Raw genomic sequence first — 16,265 nt, 5'->3', positions numbered from 1 at the left:
CTGGGGAAACCCAGGTCAGCGACAAGGGGCACTGTTGTTCCCCACAGAATGCACAAGCGCGGCCACACGCTGTGGACAACCTCGGCCATCGGTCGCCATGGGCGAGCATCAGACGAGCTGGGCGGTCCTGATCAGCACAGCCGCGAGCACCACGAGCAGCACCACCGCACAGGTCCCCCACTGCACGAGCGCCCGCCGCTCGCGGGGCGCGTGCACCATCCCGTACGCGATGGCGACACCGGCGACCAGGCCGCCGACGTGCGCCTCCCAGGCGATGCCGCTCCAGGTGAAGGTGAAGAGCATGTTCAGCGCGAGCAGCGCGATGACGGGGCGCATGTCGTAGTTCAGGCGCCGCATCAGGACCGCGGTCGCGCCGAGCAGGCCGAAAATCGCACCGGACGCCCCGAGCGAGGCCTGGTCCGATTCCGCGACGACATAGGTCAGCGCGCCGCCCGCCAGGCCGGACAGCATGTACAGCGCGAGGTAACGGGCGCGGCCGAGTGCCGCCTCCAGGGGGCCGCCGAGCCACCACAGGCCGAGCATGTTGAACGCGATGTGCCAGATCTCCTGGTGCGTGAACATCGACGTGACCAGGCGATACCACTGGCCTTCGGCGACGCCTTCCGTCGGCACCCAGGGCTCCGGCGGCCACGCCCCGATCAGGACGAGCTCATTGACCAGGCGGTCGCCCATGGACAGGACCGCGATGAACACCGCGACATTCAGGCCGAGCAGGATCTTGGTGACAAGACGCGGGTCCGTGGCGATCGAGCCACCGGCGAGGGTGCGCGGCTGATTCGCCGCGGGTGCGTGCCCGGTGCCCGAGCCCTCGCGCACACACTCGGGGCACTGGAAGCCGACCGAAGCGCTGATCATGCACTCCGGGCAGATCGGCCGCTCGCAGCGGGTGCAGCTGATGCCGGTCTCGCGATCCGGATGCCGGTAGCAGCCGGGCAGGCTCGCCGAGTCCTGTGGCCCCTGCGGGCTTCCTGGTGCCTGGTCCATGGGGTCCCCTCAATGTCCGTACGAAGGCACAGCTACGCGCGCGCAGCGAACGCACCGCCCCGCCCTTCCTTACGGATGGGCGGGGCGGTTTGGTTCCCTCGCGGGGTGCGCCGGTGTCAGGCGGCGCGGGTCTCGATGACGACGGACTCGATGACCACGTCGTTCACCGGGCGGTCGGTGCGCGGGTTGGTCTGCGTGGCGGCGATCTCGTCGACGACCTTCTGGCTCGCCGGGTCCGTGACCTCGCCGAAGATGGTGTGCTTGCGCGTGAGCCAGGCAGTCGGGGAAACCGTCACGAAGAACTGGGAGCCGTTGGTGCCCGGGCCCGCGTTGGCCATGGCGAGCAGGTAGGGCTTGTCGAAGGCGAGGTCGGGGTGGAACTCGTCCTCGAACTCGTACCCCGGGCCGCCCGTGCCGTTGCCCAGCGGGTCGCCGCCCTGGATCATGAAACCGCTGATGACGCGGTGGAAGACCGTGCCGTCGTAGAGCCGGTCCGTCGTCTTCTTTCCGGTCTCCGGGTGAACCCACTCGCGCTCGCCCTGGGCGAGCTCGACGAAGTTCTTGACCGTCTTCGGCGTGTGGTTGGGGTGCAGCAGCACCTCGATGTCGCCTCGGTTGGTCTTCAGGGTGGCGTAAAGCTGCTCGGCCACGGTCTGCCTTCCGTTGTCTTCTATGACGTGCCGATCCTCGCACGGACCGGATTCCGACGAGTAGTCACCGAGTGGGCGCGCGCCGCGTCGATCCGTGGCATTGTCGGCAAAGCACTCTCCTTGTACCGATTTGATCAGAATGATCGCACCCGGATGCCCGGCTGCGTCATGCCTCGGAGCGATCCGGAAGGCATGATCCTTGAAAGGGTGGAAAGGTGACATACCTATAAGCCACCGAGGAGGAGGATCCTGTGACCCGCATCGACAGCGTGCGCGCCGCGACCGGTTCGGCTAGGGACAGCGTGCGGCATGCCGCGGAGGCGGTGGCCCCTTACGCCGGAACGGCCAAGGAGCAGGCCGTCCAGTACGCGCACGAAGGCCGTGCACGCCTCGCGCCCAAGGTGTCGCAGGCCGCCGAGCAAGCCCGTGTGCAGTACGGCGCTCATGTCGGCCCGCGCATCGAGCAGGCCCGTGCGCATGTGCCGCCGAAGGTCGACCATGCCGCACACGAGGCCGCTGTCCGCACCCGTAAGGCCGCCAAGCAGACCCGCAAGGCCGCTCAGCAGGCCGCCGACTACTCGAAGCCGCGGATCGAGCACGCCATGGCCGCGGCTCAGCCCGTCCGTGAGGAGGCGGCGGCCCGCGGTTCCGCGGCGCTCTCCGCACTGCGCGGCGAGGTCTCTCCCAAGGAGATCCAGCGGCTGGCCCGCAAGCACAACCGCCGGGCCCGCGCCGGTCGCGTCGCCAAGGGCCTCGTGGTCCTCGGCGTCCTGGCCGGGGGTGCGGTCGCCGCCTGGAAGTGGTGGGACAAGCAGGCCAACCCGGACTGGCTCGTCGAGCCGCCGGCGGCGACGGAGGTTCCCGACAGCGCGCCGCTGACCTCGGTCGACGGCAGCGGTCAGGCACAGGCCTCGCTCGACCCCGAGGTCCAGGCCAAGCAGGCCGAGTCCGAGGCCGCGAACGGCGAGGACCTGCGCTGACACCACCGCAACACCGTTGAACGCCGTAGGGCGGGTTCCCCTCAGCTGAGGGGAACCCGCCCTACGGCGTTTCTGTGGAGCCTAGGAGATTCGAACTCCTGACATCTGCCTTGCAAAGGCAGCGCTCTACCAACTGAGCTAAGGCCCCGAAAACGGTGCACCCAGCCGGAAGGACTTCGCTCCGGTGGGCAACGCAGACCAGAGTACCGGGTCTCCCCCCGGATCTCGCAAAAGGATTGGGGGTCCCGGTGAACGACCACGCTCCGTAAGATGCTCGGCGTGGTTCGCGGCAGCGAACCACGGTTTTTGGGGAAGCGATGGGGAGACGCAATGGACGCCGCACAACAAGAGACGACCGCGAGAGCACGAGAGCTCCAGCGGAACTGGTACGGGGAGCCGCTGGGGGCGCTCTTCCGTCGTCTCATCGATGATCTGGGCCTCAACCAGGCACGCCTCGCGGGCGTGCTCGGTCTGTCCGCGCCCATGCTGTCCCAGCTGATGAGCGGACAGCGCGCCAAGATCGGCAACCCCGCGGTCGTCCAGCGCGTCCAGCTCCTCCAGGAGCTGGCGGGCCAGGTCGCCGACGGCAGTGTGAGCGCCGCCGAGGCCACCGACCGCATGGACGAGATCAAGAAGTCCCAGGGCGGCTCCGTCCTGACCAACACCTCGCAGTCGACGACGAGTTCGGGTGCTCCCACGGTGAAGCGCGTGGTGCGCGAGATCCAGTCGCTGCTGCGTTCCGTCGCCGCGGCGGGCGACATCATCGATGCGGCGGACTCCCTCGCCCCGACCCACCCGGAACTGGCAGAGTTCCTCCGGGTATATGGCGCCGGACGCACCGCGGACGCGGTCGCCCACTACGAGGCGCACCAGAACTGAGCCGTCGGCCGGGCCACCGGGCGGCCCGGAGGGGGAGCAGTGCGCGACCATGGGTGAGGTCTTCGCAGGCCGCTACGAACTGGTCGACCCGGTCGGCCGTGGGGGAGTCGGAGCGGTCTGGCGCGCCTGGGACCACCGGCGACGGCGGTATGTGGCGGCCAAGGTCCTGCAACAGAGCGACGCGCACGCACTGCTGCGCTTCGTGCGGGAGCAGGCGCTTCGGATCGACCACCCGCATGTGCTCGCGCCGGCCAGCTGGGCCGCCGACGACGACAAGGTCCTGTTCACCATGGCCTTGGTCGCCGGCGGCTCGCTGGCCCATGTGATCGGGGACTACGGCCCGCTGCCGCCCCGCCTGGTCTGCACGCTCCTGGACCAGCTGCTCTCCGGGCTCGCCGCGGTGCACGCGGAGGGGGTCGTGCACCGTGACATCAAGCCCGCCAACATCCTGCTCGAGGCCACCGGCACCGCGCGCCCGCATCTGCGGCTCTCCGACTTCGGCATCTCGATGCGGATGGGCGAGCCGCGGCTGACCGAGACCAACTACGTCGTGGGCACGCCCGGCTACTTCGCGCCCGAGCAAATGCTGGGCGCCGAGCCGGACTTCACCGCCGATCTCTTCGCCGTGGGCCTCGTCGCCCTCTATCTGCTGCAAGGCGCCAAGCCGGACGCCAAGGCCCTGATCGAACACTTCGCCGCGCACGGCACCCCTGGGGCGCCGCGAGGTGTTCCGGAACCGCTGTGGCAGGTCGTCGCCACGCTTCTGCAGCCGGATCCACAGGCGCGGTTCCGCACCGCCACGGGTGCTCGGAAGGCGCTGCACTCCGCCGTCGAGCTGCTCCCGGAGCCGGAGCCCGACGACGAGATCGTGGAGATCTTCGACCAACTGGGCCCGCTTCCTCAGGGGTTCGGGCCCGACGGCCCCCTCACCGCCCCGCCGCAGCCTGGCTTCGCCCCACCCTCGGGCCTGCCCTCGGCTCCACCTCCCGTTCCGCCCCAGCCCCGCTCCGCGCCCCAGACCGGCAGCTTCCCGCTGACTCCACCGCCACAACCGCCTACGCCCCCACAGGCCACGCCATCGCAGGCCACGCCGTCGCATGGAACCCCTGCGCAGGCCCAGGCGACACCCACGCAGTCGACGCCGCCCGCGCAGGAGCAACAGCCCGCGACGCCACCCCCGCCCCCTGCTCAGTCCCCTCATGTCCCTACCCCCCACCCGATCTCAGCTCCGGCTCCGACGCCCGCTCCGGCTCCGGCCCCCGCTCCCGCTCCGGCCCCTCTTCACGTCCCGGCGCAGGCCCCGGCCCACCAGCACCCAGCCCAACTCCCGGCGTACGCAACATCACCTTCCGTAATGGCATCGGCGCATCCCGCATCCGCCCCTACTTATCCGTACACCGCTCAAGCCCCGCAGGTTCCACTCCAGCGGCGACCGATTGCGCACCGGCAGAAACGCCCGGGGCCGCCCGCGAAGGTGGCGATCCCGATGCTGCTGGCGGCCCTGGCGTGCTTCGCGGTGGGTATCTGGGCCCTCACCCAGATCTGATCCACACCGGTGGCGGCGCCCGAAGCCTCAACCGGCCAGAGCCCTAAGAGGAAGCCGCCCGCCTCCGCCCGATCAGCGTCCACGCGCCAAGAATCAGCAGCAGCACGGTCCCGGCCCCGAATCCCCCGGCGGCGACCACTTTCATGACGTCGCTGTTGTCGGCCCCAGCACCGGCCCCGCCACCGCTCCCGCCCCCGGAACCCGTCTCACCCCGCAACGCCGCGTCCTTGTCCTCGCCCGTGACGCTGAACTCCCCGGCGGGCCGCGCCGTCCCCACGTACGCGGGCCCGGCCTTCGCCGCGCCGTCGACGTTCACCCGCAGCGTCAGGTCCAGCGGTCCGTCGCCGAACTCCCGGGCGACCTGCGGATTCAAGTGGACCGAGAGGTAGTACCACCCGGCGAACCGCGTTCCGGCCACGCCGTCGATCGGGGAGTACCGGTTCTCGTGGGCCACGGGCGGCAGTGGGTCAAGCGCGGTCGTCTTCTGCCGGCCGTCGTAGGCCGTGGTGGCGTCGTCGATGCGTTCGCGCACCGGATTGGCCAGAGACATCACGAGCGCCGACGTCACGTACTCGCCCCCGCCCTCGCTCGCACTGCCCAGCTCGGCGCCGACGGAGATCTGCTGCCCCCAGTCGACCGGCACCCGGTAGAAGAGGGTCTGGCCGGGCTTGATCCGGTCGCCCCAGACGCCTGTCCGCAGCGCCCGCGCGTCGTTGAAGCCCGTGCCGCCCCGACGCTCCTTGGGCGCGCCACCTGGAGGCGTGGGCGAGGCGGAGTTCCACGCTCCGGGCGGCTCCGTGGGGACGCTCTTGTCCACGCCCGGCTCCGACACGACACGAAGCTCCGTGTCCCACGTCTCCGTACTGGACCCCGGGTCGCTGTTCCGCTCGACCACCACGTAGTACGTTCCGGCCACTTTGCACCGGTTGTCGGCGGGGCCGACCGCCCGTACCGCCGAGGCGGAGAGGGGCCGCGGGCTCTGCGACGTACCGAACCGGGCGTCTCCGGAGTTGCAGTTGTTGCCGTTCGCGTCCTGCAAGGACACCTCCAGGCCGTCCCCGTAGGCGACCTTGGCGTCGAGCCCGGGAACGGCGGTGGCGGACACGTACACGGTCTCGCGGGCGTCCAATTGCAGCTGGTAGTAGAGCTTCGCACCACGTGCGAGAGAGCTTTTGTACGTCGATCCGGGCGCGAGGCGCGCACTGTTCATGCTGGTCCGTGCCCCGTCGACCGGCACGGCCCGCTCGGAGAAGACGTACGGGCTCGATGCCGGGTCCGACGGGCCCTCCACGGCAGCCACAGCCACCCCCGAAGACACCGGAACCGCGCACAGCACCGCACACAGCGCCGCCCCCACGGCCGGCGTCGCCCGGCCTCCGCGCAGCCGCCCCATCACGCGCACCCCTCCCCCTGAGCCCCAGTCGTCCCGCCCACTATGCCCACGCGAGGACACGACAACCTTTGCTCACGCAAGGTGAGGGCTTGCGTGCGCAAACCCGGGCGGCGGGCGACCCGCAAGATTCGGACAGCGAGGCAGTCCGGACAGCACAGGGCCCCGACCGCAGAAGCGGTCGGGGCCCTGTTAAGAGACTGTTGTCGGTACTCACGAACCCGTGGGCACGGAGTCAGTCGCCTCCGTCCACAGATCCTGCTCGGCGCGATCCGCCTGGATCTGGCGGTACACGAGGAGCCCGCCGATGGCGGCCAGTGCGACCAGGAGAAGCTTCTTCACCGCGCGACCTCGTCTTTCTTGACGTAAGGGACCTCTGGCGCCCGACTATACACACCGATCGATACCGATCGGTGACCTGGATCCACCCCAACTCCCGCCCCGATCACAGCAGTCGAATCGGGCGTCGCCGCTCTCCGGCGCCTCACGGCCCGCCGCGCCATTCACCGCTCCCGACCTCACCCGGGCCTCTCCCAGGCCCTCCAGGGGCCTTTTACGGCCATACGGGTGGTGTTCATCTGAACATCGACGCGCCACGAGCGTTGGTCCCCCACTCTCGGCTCGACATACACATGATGAGGAAAGTACGCAAATCGCCCAACCCGAAAGTGAGAAGCCATGACCGGCTCCAAGGCCATGAAGCTGTGGACCACGCTCATCACCGCCTTCCTCGCACTCTTCGCCACGCTGGGATTCACCACGACGGCAACGGCGGCCACGCCCACGCAGCAGGCCACGGAAACGTGCAAGAGCACGCCGACCATGACGGCCCCACTCGCGGCCTACTGGGCAGCAGCGTACGAACGGTCCCTGCCGCCCACGATGAAGCAGCGCATCCGCGCCGAGGCCCACGGATCATCCCCCAGCTGCCGCCACCTCCCCACGGACGACACGGAGACAGCCGTCGAGGCCGAGGCCCATCCGGGCAGGCTCGCCGCGGAGCCGTAGTCACACCCCGGCCCCCCGGGCCGCCGTCCCTCCCAGGGACCCCACAGACAAGAACTCCACAGACACGAAGAAGACCCCCAGCCGATACGGGCTGGGGGTCTTCTTCGTGTCTGTGGGGCTAACAGGATTTGAACCTGTGGCCTCATCCTTATCAGGGATGCGCTCTAACCAACTGAGCTATAGCCCCGCCGCGCTGCGGTGTGTCCCGCGCGCTGACCTCTGAAGATTAGCGCACGTGCGGGCCAGTCCCAAAATCGATACCTCCGCAGGCCCCGGACCGGCCGTACGGGGCCGGATGAGCCGGGCTCAGCCCTCACCTACGGGGGGGCAAAGAGCAACAGGGCCCCGCCCTGTACGAGCGAGACCCTGCACCAGAAGCAAGAAGAGAGCGGGAAGAGGACTACTCGTCCTCGGCCAGTGTCAGCTCGACGCCGCCCACGAAGCCCGCGGAGAGGTTGTAGATGAACGCGCCGAGCGTCGCGAGCGCCGTGGCGAGGACCACGTCGATGACCGCGATGATCGTCGTGAACATCAGGACGCGCGGAAGCGACAGGAAGGACTGCAGGTCGAAGCCGTTGGACTCGTTCGAGCCCGTCGCCTCCGAGATCGTGCCGCCCACCGTGGAGAAGACGCCCATGGCGTCCATGACCATCCACAGCACGGCGGCCGCGACGATCGTGCAGATGCCGAGCGCGATGGAGAGCAGGAAGCTGACCTTCATCACGGACCACGGGTCGGCCTTGGCCACCCGCAGCCGCGCCTTGCGCGTGCGAGGCGTCGTGCGCGCCCCCGTCCGCGGCCTGCGCACGGAACCCGTCTGGGAATTCTGCTGGTAGGCCTGCGGCGGGTGGTACGGCTGGGACGCCTGCTGCTGGGGCTGGCGCTCACCGGGCAGAGCACCGGTGGCGTTCGGGGACCCTTGTCCCCCTTGGGTCCCGTCGGCGTACTGCGCTGACTGAGCCGGCTGCGGCCCTCGGGTGTCGGTCACGGTTCCCCCCTGGGATCCACGGGACTCATGCGAGTCGGGAGAATCAGTGGCGGAGCCACGGACACCGTCTGTACCGGCTGGGCCGGTTCCGCTTGCCCCGGCGCCCGTGGCTCCACTCACGATGACTCTCTCCTCGCGCTACTCGGCCGCGGACTCCGTGCCCTCGTCCGTACCGACGGCCGGCTCGCCGTCGGCCGATTCGACGACGATGTCTCCGTCGACTTCCTCTGCCTCGCGCCCGGCCTCGGCGTTACGAGCGATACCGACCACGGCATCGCGCTTGCCCAGGTTGATCAGTTGGACGCCCATGGTGTCACGGCCCGTCTCCCTGACCTCGTTGACTCGCGTACGAATCACACCGCCGCTCAGGGTGATGGCGAGGATCTCGTCGGTCTCCTCCGTCACCAGCGCCCCCACGAGTTCGCCGCGGTCCTCCACGATCTTGGCGGCCTTGATTCCGAGGCCACCGCGACCCTGGACGCGGTACTCGTCGACGTTGGTCCGCTTCGCGTAACCGCCGTCGGTTGCGGTGAAGACGAAAGTACCCGGCCTGACGACATTCATCGAGAGCAGTTCGTCGCCACCGCGGAAACTCATTCCCTTGACGCCCGACGTCGCGCGGCCCATGGGACGCAGCGCCTCGTCCGTCGCGGTGAACCTGATCGACTGCGCCTTCTTGCTGATGAGCAGCAGGTCGTCCTCGGAGGAGACCAGCTCGGCGCCGATCAGCTCGTCGTCCTTGCCGTCGTCCGTCTCGCGCAGGTTGATGGCGATGACGCCACCGGAGCGAGGCGAGTCGTAGTCCTTGAGCGGCGTCTTCTTCACGAGGCCGCCCTTGGTGGCGAGAACCAGGTAGGGCACCGCTTCGTAGTCACGGATCGCGAGGATCTCGGCGATCTGCTCGTCCGGCTGGAAGGCGAGCAGGTTCGCCACGTGCTGGCCGCGGGCCTCGCGGCCGGCGTCGGGCAGCTCGTACGCCTTCGCGCGGTAGACGCGGCCCTTGTTCGTGAAGAACAGCAGCCAGTGGTGCGTCGTCGACACGAAGAAGTGGTCGACGATGTCGTCCTGCTTCAGCTTCGTGCCGCGCACGCCCTTGCCGCCGCGCTTCTGCGAGCGGTAGTCCTCGGTCTTGGTGCGCTTGATGTAGCCACCGCGCGTGATGGTGACGACGATGTCCTCTTCGGCGATCAGGTCCTCCATGGACATGTCGCCGTCGAAGGGGACGAGCGCCGAGCGACGGTCCTCGCCGAACTTGTCGACGATCGCCGCGAGCTCCTCGCTGATGATCTGGCGCTGCCGCTCGGGCGAGGCCAGGATCGCGTTGTACTCGTTGATCTTCGCCTGCAGCTCGTCGTGCTCGGCGACGATCTTCTGGCGCTCCAGGGCGGCGAGGCGGCGCAGCTGCATCTCGAGGATGGCGTTGGCCTGGATCTCGTCGATCGAGAGCAGGCCCATCAGGCCCTCACGCGCCACGTCGACGGTCTGGCTGGCCCGGATGAGTGCGATGACCTCGTCGATCGCGTCCAGGGCCTTGAGCAGGCCACGCAGGATGTGGGCCCGCTCCTCGGCCTTGCGCAGCCGGAACTTCGTGCGCCGGACGATGACCTCGACCTGGTGCGTCACCCAGTGGCGGATGAACGCGTCCAGGGAGAGGGTGCGCGGCACGCCGTCGACCAGGGCCAGCATGTTGGCGCTGAAGTTCGACTGGAGGTCGGTGTGCTTGTAGAGGTTGTTCAGCACGACCTTGGCGACCGCGTCCCGCTTCAGGACGACGACGAGGCGCTGGCCCGTGCGCGAGGACGTCTCGTCGCGGACGTCGGCGATGCCGCCGACCCTGCCGTCCTTGACCAGGTCGGCGATCTTCTGCGCGAGGTTGTCGGGGTTGGTCTGGTAGGGGAGCTCGGTGACCACCAGGCACTGGCGGTTCTGGATCTCCTCGACCGCGACGACCGCGCGCATCGTGATGGAGCCACGGCCCGTGCGGTACGCCTCCTCGATGCCCTTACGGCCCACTACTAGTGCGCCGGTGGGGAAATCGGGGCCCTTGATGCGCTCGATGAGGGCGTCGAGCAGCTCCTCGTGCGAGGCGTCCGGGTGCTCCAGGGCCCACTGCGCGCCCGCCGCGACCTCGCGGAGGTTGTGCGGCGGAATGTTGGTGGCCATGCCGACCGCGATGCCCGCCGAGCCGTTGATCAGCAGGTTCGGGAAGCGCGCCGGCAGGACCGTCGGCTCCTGGTTGCGGCCGTCGTAGTTGTCCGTGAAGTCGACGGTCTCCTCGTCGATGTCACGGACCATCTCCATGGCCAGCGGCGCCATCTTGCACTCGGTGTACCGCATGGCGGCCGCCGGGTCGTTGCCCGGGGAGCCGAAGTTGCCGTTGGAGTCCACCAGGGGCATCCGCATCGACCACGGCTGGGCGAGGCGGACCAGGGCGTCGTAGATGGAGGAGTCGCCGTGCGGGTGGTAGGTGCCCATGACGTCGCCGACGACGCGGGCGCACTTGTAGAAGCCCTTCTCGGGGCGGTATCCGCCGTCGTACATCGCGTACAGGACGCGGCGGTGCACGGGCTTCAGGCCGTCCCGTACGTCGGGCAGCGCACGCGACACGATGACGGACATCGCGTAGTCGAGGTAGGAGCGCTGCATCTCCGTCTCGAGCCCGACGGGCTCGACACGCATGCCCACGCCGGGAACGGCGGGCTCCTCTTCGGGCATCACAGGGGTGTTCTCGTCGGCCATTGCTGGTCAAAGTCCTTTCGAGGTGCGGCTTGTACGGGCCGACTCAGATGTCGAGGAAACGGACGTCCTTGGCGTTGCGCTGAATGAACGAGCGCCGTGCCTCGACGTCCTCTCCCATCAGCACCGAGAAGAGGTCGTCGGCCTGTGCCGCGTCGTCCAGGGTGACCTGGCCGAGAACGCGGTGATCCTGGTCCATCGTCGTGACGCGCAGCTCCTCGGCGTTCATCTCGCCGAGGCCCTTGAAGCGCTGGACCGAGTCGTCCCTGACGCGCTTGCCGGCCTGGCGGCCGATCTCGATGAGGGCGTCGCGCTCGCGGTCCGAGTACGCGTACTGGAAGTCGTCCCGGCTCCACTTGATCTTGTAGAGCGGCGGGCGCGAGAGGTACACGTGACCCGACTCGACGAGCGGCCGCATGAAGCGGAACAGGAACGTCAGGAGCAGGGTGTTGATGTGCTGGCCGTCGACGTCGGCGTCCGCCATCAGGATGATCTTGTGATAGCGGAGCTTCTCGATGTCGAAGTCCTCGTGCACGCCCGTGCCGAAGGCCGAGATGAGGGCCTGGACCTCCTGGTTGTGCAGGATCTTGTCGATCCGCGCCTTCTCGACGTTCAGGATCTTGCCTCGGATGGGCAGGATGGCCTGGTACATCGGGTCACGGCCGGACTTCGCCGAACCACCGGCGGAGTCACCCTCGACGATGAAGATCTCGCACTTCGTCGGGTCGTTCGACTGGCAGTCGGAGAGCTTTCCGGGCAGCGAGGCCGATTCGAGCAGGCCCTTGCGGCGGGTCAGGTCGCGCGCCTTGCGGGCGGCGACACGGGCCGTGGCGGCCTGGATGCTCTTGCGGATGATGTCCGCGGCCTCGTTCGGATTGCGGTCGAACCAGTCCGTGAGGTGCTCGTGCACGACCTTCTGCACGAAGGTCTTCGCCTCGGTGTTGCCCAGCTTGGTCTTCGTCTGGCCCTCGAACTGGGGCTCGCCCAGCTTCACCGAGATGATCGCCGTCAGACCCTCGCGGATGTCCTCGCCCGTGAGGTTGTCGTCCTTCTCGCGCAGCAGCTTCTTCTCGCGCGCGTACCGGTTGACCAGGCCCGTCAGAGCGGCCCTGAAGCCCTCTTCGTGCGTACCGCCCTCGTGCGTGTGGATCGTGTTCGCGAAGGAGTAGACACCCTCGGTGTACTGCGAGTTCCACTGCATGGCGATCTCGGCCGAGAGCATGCGCTCCTTGTCCTCGGCCTCGACGTCGATGACGGTCGGGTGGATCACCTCGCCCTTGCGGGAGTTGAGGTACTTCACGAAGTCGACGATGCCGCCTTCGTAGTGGTACGTCACCGTGCGGGCCTCGGGGGCCGTTTCGTCGTCGGTCGCCTCGGTGGAGTCCGCACCCGCCGTCGCCTTCGCCGACTCGCGCTCGTCGGTGAGCTTGATGGTCAGTCCCTTGTTGAGGAACGCCATCTCCTGGAAGCGCCGTGCGAGCGTCTCGAAGGAGTACACGGTCGTCTCGAAGACGTCCGGGTCGGCCCAGAAGGTGACCGTGGTGCCGGTCTCCTCGGTCGCCTCGTGCCGCTCCAGGGGGGCGGTCGGGGCACCCGTCTTGTAGTCCTGCGTCCAGCGGTAGCCGTCGGTCTTGATCTCGACGGCGAGCTTGGTGGACAGGGCGTTCACGACGGAGACACCGACGCCGTGCAGACCACCGGAGACGGCGTACCCGCCGCCGCCGAACTTGCCGCCCGCGTGCAGCACGGTGAGGACGACCTCGACGGCCGGCTTCTTCTCGACGGGGTGGATGCCCACCGGGATGCCACGGCCGTTGTCGATGACGCGTACGCCGCCGTCGGCGAGGATCGTCACGTCGATGGTGTCCGCGTGCCCCGCGAGGGCTTCGTCGACGGAGTTGTCGACAACCTCTTGCACGAGGTGGTGCAGGCCACGCTCACCGGTCGACCCGATGTACATGCCAGGTCGCTTGCGGACCGCGTCCAGACCCTCGAGGACGGTGATCGCGCTGGCGTCGTACGAGGATGTGACCTCGCCGTTCTCGCCGGCGGCGGTGGACGGGATGTTCTCGTTGGGGTTGCCGGAATCGGCCACGAAGCGCCCTTTCTGGCACAGCACAAGCCAAGCACCCGGCGGTGGCCGGAGCGGCTGCGTCGTTCAGCGATAGTCAGCGTTGCTCGGTGCGACCCACAAGTGGGGCGGGATTAGCTTCCAGTCTACCGGTAGCGCCGACAGTGATGGGGGTTTGCCGGTACCTGAGTCCGCATGTGCCGTCCTGAACCGGCATCATCCGACTCCCCATATGCGGCCCGGGGCTCTAAGAGGCTCACAGCGGCACTCAGCGCTTCGAGGTGTCAACCTTGAGCTACCAACCGGTACGGGCTCAGCCGTAGGTGTCCCCGGGGCCCGTGCTGCCCGGTGCGCGCAGGGGTCCGAAGCGCCGGGTGGGGCCGCTGGGACCAAGGACTTTGATGAGGCGCACGGTGCCGTGGCCGAGGTCCTCGTTGAGGCGCGCGACCAGCTGCGGGGCCAGGAGGCGCAGGTTCGTCGCCCAGGCCGTGGAATCGCACTGGACGGTCAGGACGCGCTCGTTCTCGTCGTACCGCTGCGGCACGCAGTGCTTGGCCAGGTCCTCGCCGACGATCTGCGGCCAGCGGCCCATCACACCGCCGACCGCGGCCGGGGTCTCCCAGCCGCGCTCGGTGATCAGGCGGTTGATGGCGGAGCCGAGCGGCTGCGGGTCACGGCCGTCGGCGCGCGCGCCGGAGCGAAGGCCGCCTCTGCGGGCCTGCTTCTTCTGCTGGGCGGCGTCTCCGCGCGCGCGTGCCTGTTCCTTGGCGGCGCGCAGGGCGACGCGGGCGAGGTCGACGCCGGAGGGCTCGGGCGTCTTCGGCGTCTCCTTGGGGGCGTCCTGAGGAGAGCCCTTGGCGGGCTCTTCGGCGCTCATACGCGCTCCACCGCGCCGTCCGACACCGCGAACCGTGTCCCGGCGAGCACGCCCGGCACGTCGTCGTCCACCGCGGCCGTGACCAGGACCTGCTCGCCCGGCGCCACCAGCTCAGCGAGCCGCTCCCGGCGGCGCGCGTCGAGCTCAGCGAACACGTCGTCCAGGACGAGCACGGGTTCGTTCCCCTCGGCGCGCAGGAGGTCGTACGAGGCGAGGCGCAGCGACAGGGCGTACGACCAGGACTCGCCATGGCTCGCGTACCCCTTGGCGGGGAGCTGGCCCAGCCTCAGGAGCAGGTCGTCGCGGTGCGGGCCGACCAGCGTCACTCCGCGCTCGATCTCCTGCTTGCGGACCTCTTCGAGGGCGGCGATCAGCTGCTCGAACAGGGCCTCGCGCGTGTGGCCGTCGCCCGGCGCGGACGGCTTGTACTCGAGGGTGACGGGTCCGCCGCCGGGCGCCAGCTGTTCGTACGCCTTGTCGGCGAGCGGCTGCAGCGCGGCGATCAGGTCGAGCCGCTGGGTGAGCAGCTCGGCGCCCACGCGCGCGAGGTGCTGGTCCCAGACGTCGAGTGTGGACAGGTCCATGGAACGCCCGCCGTGCCGCCGTGCCAGGGCCGCCGACTTCAGGAGGGTGTTGCGCTGCTTCAGCACCCGGTCGTAGTCGGAGCGCACGCCCGCCATCCGCGGGGAGCGGGCCGTGATCAGCTCGTCGAGGAACCGCCGGCGCTCACCGGGGTCGCCCTTGATCAGCGCCAGATCCTCGGGAGCGAACAGCACCGTACGCACGATTCCCAGCACGTCACGGGGCTTGACCTGCGAGGACCTGTTGATGCGGGCGCGATTGGCCTTGCCCGGATTGAGTTCGAGCTCGACCAGCTGCTGGCGCTCGCCCTGCCGGACCGCGGCCCGGACGACGGCACGCTCGGCGCCCATGCGCACCAGAGGGGCGTCCGATGAGACCCGGTGGCTGCCGAGCGTGGCGAGATAGCCGACGGCCTCCACGAGGTTCGTCTTGCCCTGGCCGTTGGGGCCCACGAACGCGGTGACGCCCGGATCGAGAGGGACCTCGACCCGGGCGTACGAGCGGAAGTCGGCCAGCGACAGATGCGTGACGTGCATGGTGTGCGCCGACCTCCCCCGGCTTGCTTCTCTTGCTGAGAGGCCTGTGGGAAACAGCTGCTGTTCCCCACAGGCTGTGGATCAGTTCTCGCTCTTGGACTCGACCGCGTGGCCACCGAACTGGTTGCGCAGCGCCGCGATCATCTTCATCTGCGGGGAGTCGTCCTGCCGCGAGGCGAACCGGGCGAAGAGCGAGGCCGTGATCGCGGGCAGCGGCACGGCGTTGTCGATGGCGGCTTCCACCGTCCACCGGCCCTCGCCGGAGTCCTGCGCGAAGCCGCGCAGCTTCGCCAGGTGCTCGTCGTCGTCCAGGGCGTTGACCGCGAGGTCGAGCAGCCAGGAACGGATGACCGTGCCCTCCTGCCAGGAGCGGAAGACCTCGCGCACGTCCGTGACGGAGTCGACCTTCTCCAGGAGCTCCCAGCCCTCGGCGTAGGCCTGCATCATGGCGTACTCGATGCCGTTGTGGACCATCTTCGAGAAGTGGCCCGCTCCGACCTTGCCGGCGTGCACGGAGCCGAAGTCGCCCTCGGGCTTGAGCGCGTCGAAGATCGGCTGGACCTTCTCGATGTCCTTGGCGTCGCCGCCGTACATCAGCGCGTACCCGTTCTTGAGGCCCCAGACGCCGCCGGAGACGCCGCAGTCGACGAAGCCGATGCCCTTGGCGGCGAGCTCCTCGGCGTGCTTCTCGTCGTCCGTCCAGCGGGAGTTGCCGCCGTCCACGACGACGTCGCCGGGCTGGAGCAGCTCGGCGAGCTCGTCGACGGTGGACTGGGTCGCGGCTCCGGCCGGAACCATCACCCAGACGACGCGCGGACCCTTGAGTTTGCCCACAAGCTCTTCGAGGCTGTGGACATCCGCGACGTCCTGGTTGCGGTCGTATCCGATGACGGTGTGGCCTGCGCGGCGGATGCGCTCGCGCATGTTGCCGCCCATCTTGCCGAGGCCGACGAGACCGAGCTCCATCAGTGGTTCCTTAAGTAGCGATGTGGCGTGGAGGCACCTTCGTACCCGCGT

General features: G+C 69.0%; 14 protein-coding genes and 2 tRNA genes. 4 read left to right on the top strand and 12 right to left on the bottom strand.

All coding sequences use genetic code 11. The annotated features are described in order from the left end of the window. Positions 1 to 108: 108 nt before the first annotated feature. Positions 109 to 1,005 (bottom strand): rhomboid family intramembrane serine protease, encoded by an 897-nt coding sequence (locus AB0M70_RS35860; RefSeq protein ID WP_365826898.1) that lies wholly within the window; start codon positions 1,003 to 1,005, stop codon positions 109 to 111. Between the two features lie 116 nt (positions 1,006 to 1,121). Beyond that, positions 1,122 to 1,655 (bottom strand): peptidylprolyl isomerase, encoded by a 534-nt coding sequence (locus AB0M70_RS35855; RefSeq protein WP_365826896.1) that lies wholly within the window; start codon positions 1,653 to 1,655, stop codon positions 1,122 to 1,124. Between the two features lie 251 nt (positions 1,656 to 1,906). Here AB0M70_RS35855 and AB0M70_RS35850 point away from each other — a divergent pair, with 251 nt between their 5' ends. Beyond that, on the top strand, positions 1,907 to 2,635 hold the full coding sequence (locus AB0M70_RS35850) for a DUF5324 family protein (protein WP_365826894.1): 729 nt from the start codon (positions 1,907 to 1,909) through the stop codon (positions 2,633 to 2,635). A 75-nt stretch (positions 2,636 to 2,710) separates the two neighbouring features. Here the strand turns inward: AB0M70_RS35850 and AB0M70_RS35845 are convergent. After that, a tRNA-Ala gene (locus AB0M70_RS35845) sits at positions 2,711 to 2,783 on the bottom strand. 182 nt (positions 2,784 to 2,965) lie between these two features. On the opposite strand from AB0M70_RS35845, the gene AB0M70_RS35840 reads away from it, so the two are divergent. Both AB0M70_RS35840 and AB0M70_RS35835 read left to right on the top strand, forming a co-directional pair. Continuing rightward, on the top strand, positions 2,966 to 3,514 hold the full coding sequence (locus AB0M70_RS35840) for a DNA-binding protein (RefSeq protein ID WP_160506124.1): 549 nt from the start codon (positions 2,966 to 2,968) through the stop codon (positions 3,512 to 3,514). 49 nt (positions 3,515 to 3,563) lie between these two features. Next, positions 3,564 to 5,060 (top strand): serine/threonine-protein kinase, encoded by a 1,497-nt coding sequence (locus AB0M70_RS35835; RefSeq protein WP_365826892.1) that lies wholly within the window; start codon positions 3,564 to 3,566, stop codon positions 5,058 to 5,060. Positions 5,061 to 5,103: 43 nt separating this feature from the next. On the opposite strand, the gene AB0M70_RS35830 is transcribed toward AB0M70_RS35835, so the two are convergent. Next, entirely contained in the window at positions 5,104 to 6,360 is a 1,257-nt protein-coding gene (locus AB0M70_RS35830; RefSeq protein ID WP_365826890.1) for a hypothetical protein, read from the bottom strand. Positions 6,361 to 6,663: 303 nt separating this feature from the next. Next, positions 6,664 to 6,792 (bottom strand): DLW-39 family protein, encoded by a 129-nt coding sequence (locus tag AB0M70_RS35825; RefSeq protein WP_003999697.1) that lies wholly within the window; start codon positions 6,790 to 6,792, stop codon positions 6,664 to 6,666. Between the two features lie 336 nt (positions 6,793 to 7,128). Here AB0M70_RS35825 and AB0M70_RS35820 point away from each other — a divergent pair, with 336 nt between their 5' ends. Continuing rightward, the gene (locus AB0M70_RS35820) at positions 7,129 to 7,458 is read left to right on the top strand and encodes a DUF6344 domain-containing protein (RefSeq protein ID WP_365826888.1); all 330 of its coding nucleotides are present in this window, start codon (positions 7,129 to 7,131) and stop codon (positions 7,456 to 7,458) included. Between the two features lie 113 nt (positions 7,459 to 7,571). Here AB0M70_RS35820 and AB0M70_RS35815 read toward each other — a convergent pair. From AB0M70_RS35815 to gnd, 7 genes are all read right to left on the bottom strand, one after another. After that, positions 7,572 to 7,645 (bottom strand) — tRNA-Ile (locus AB0M70_RS35815). A 213-nt stretch (positions 7,646 to 7,858) separates the two neighbouring features. Beyond that, positions 7,859 to 8,566, bottom strand: coding sequence for a DUF3566 domain-containing protein (locus AB0M70_RS35810; protein WP_365826886.1), 708 nt, complete (start codon positions 8,564 to 8,566; stop codon positions 7,859 to 7,861). 18 nt (positions 8,567 to 8,584) lie between these two features. After that, positions 8,585 to 11,185 carry a DNA gyrase subunit A gene (gyrA, locus tag AB0M70_RS35805; RefSeq protein WP_365826884.1) on the bottom strand — a complete coding sequence of 867 codons (2,601 nt, stop codon included), beginning with the start codon at positions 11,183 to 11,185 and terminating at the stop codon, positions 8,585 to 8,587. 43 nt (positions 11,186 to 11,228) lie between these two features. After that, the gene (gyrB, locus tag AB0M70_RS35800) at positions 11,229 to 13,301 is read right to left on the bottom strand and encodes a DNA topoisomerase (ATP-hydrolyzing) subunit B (RefSeq protein WP_365826882.1); all 2,073 of its coding nucleotides are present in this window, start codon (positions 13,299 to 13,301) and stop codon (positions 11,229 to 11,231) included. Positions 13,302 to 13,566: 265 nt separating this feature from the next. Beyond that, positions 13,567 to 14,130, bottom strand: coding sequence for a DciA family protein (locus tag AB0M70_RS35795; RefSeq protein ID WP_365826880.1), 564 nt, complete (start codon positions 14,128 to 14,130; stop codon positions 13,567 to 13,569). Next, positions 14,127 to 15,248, bottom strand: coding sequence for a DNA replication/repair protein RecF (recF, locus tag AB0M70_RS35790; RefSeq protein ID WP_365826878.1), 1,122 nt, complete (start codon positions 15,246 to 15,248; stop codon positions 14,127 to 14,129). The genes AB0M70_RS35795 and recF overlap by 4 nt, the downstream gene beginning before the upstream one ends. Before the next feature lie 81 nt (positions 15,249 to 15,329). Then, positions 15,330 to 16,214 carry a phosphogluconate dehydrogenase (NAD(+)-dependent, decarboxylating) gene (gnd, locus tag AB0M70_RS35785; RefSeq protein ID WP_363210338.1) on the bottom strand — a complete coding sequence of 295 codons (885 nt, stop codon included), beginning with the start codon at positions 16,212 to 16,214 and terminating at the stop codon, positions 15,330 to 15,332. Between the last annotated feature and the right edge of the window lie 51 nt (positions 16,215 to 16,265).

Source organism: Streptomyces sp. NPDC051214 (assembly GCF_040682375.1).
Taxonomy (GTDB): Bacteria; Actinomycetota; Actinomycetes; order Streptomycetales; family Streptomycetaceae; genus Streptomyces.
Note: the sequence above shows the minus strand (reverse complement) of the source record. Positions and strands in the feature narration are given on the sequence as shown.

Coding starts and splice junctions, on each gene's coding strand:
- AB0M70_RS35795 (WP_365826880.1), bottom strand. CDS start 14,130: ATGAGCGCCGAAGAGCCCGCCAAGGGCTCTCCTCAGGACGCCCCCAAG.
- AB0M70_RS35840 (WP_160506124.1), top strand. CDS start 2,966: ATGGACGCCGCACAACAAGAGACGACCGCGAGAGCACGAGAGCTCCAG.
- gyrA (WP_365826884.1), bottom strand. CDS start 11,185: ATGGCCGACGAGAACACCCCTGTGATGCCCGAAGAGGAGCCCGCCGTT.
- AB0M70_RS35860 (WP_365826898.1), bottom strand. CDS start 1,005: ATGGACCAGGCACCAGGAAGCCCGCAGGGGCCACAGGACTCGGCGAGC.
- AB0M70_RS35835 (WP_365826892.1), top strand. CDS start 3,564: ATGGGTGAGGTCTTCGCAGGCCGCTACGAACTGGTCGACCCGGTCGGC.
- recF (WP_365826878.1), bottom strand. CDS start 15,248: ATGCACGTCACGCATCTGTCGCTGGCCGACTTCCGCTCGTACGCCCGG.
- AB0M70_RS35820 (WP_365826888.1), top strand. CDS start 7,129: ATGACCGGCTCCAAGGCCATGAAGCTGTGGACCACGCTCATCACCGCC.
- gnd (WP_363210338.1), bottom strand. CDS start 16,214: ATGGAGCTCGGTCTCGTCGGCCTCGGCAAGATGGGCGGCAACATGCGC.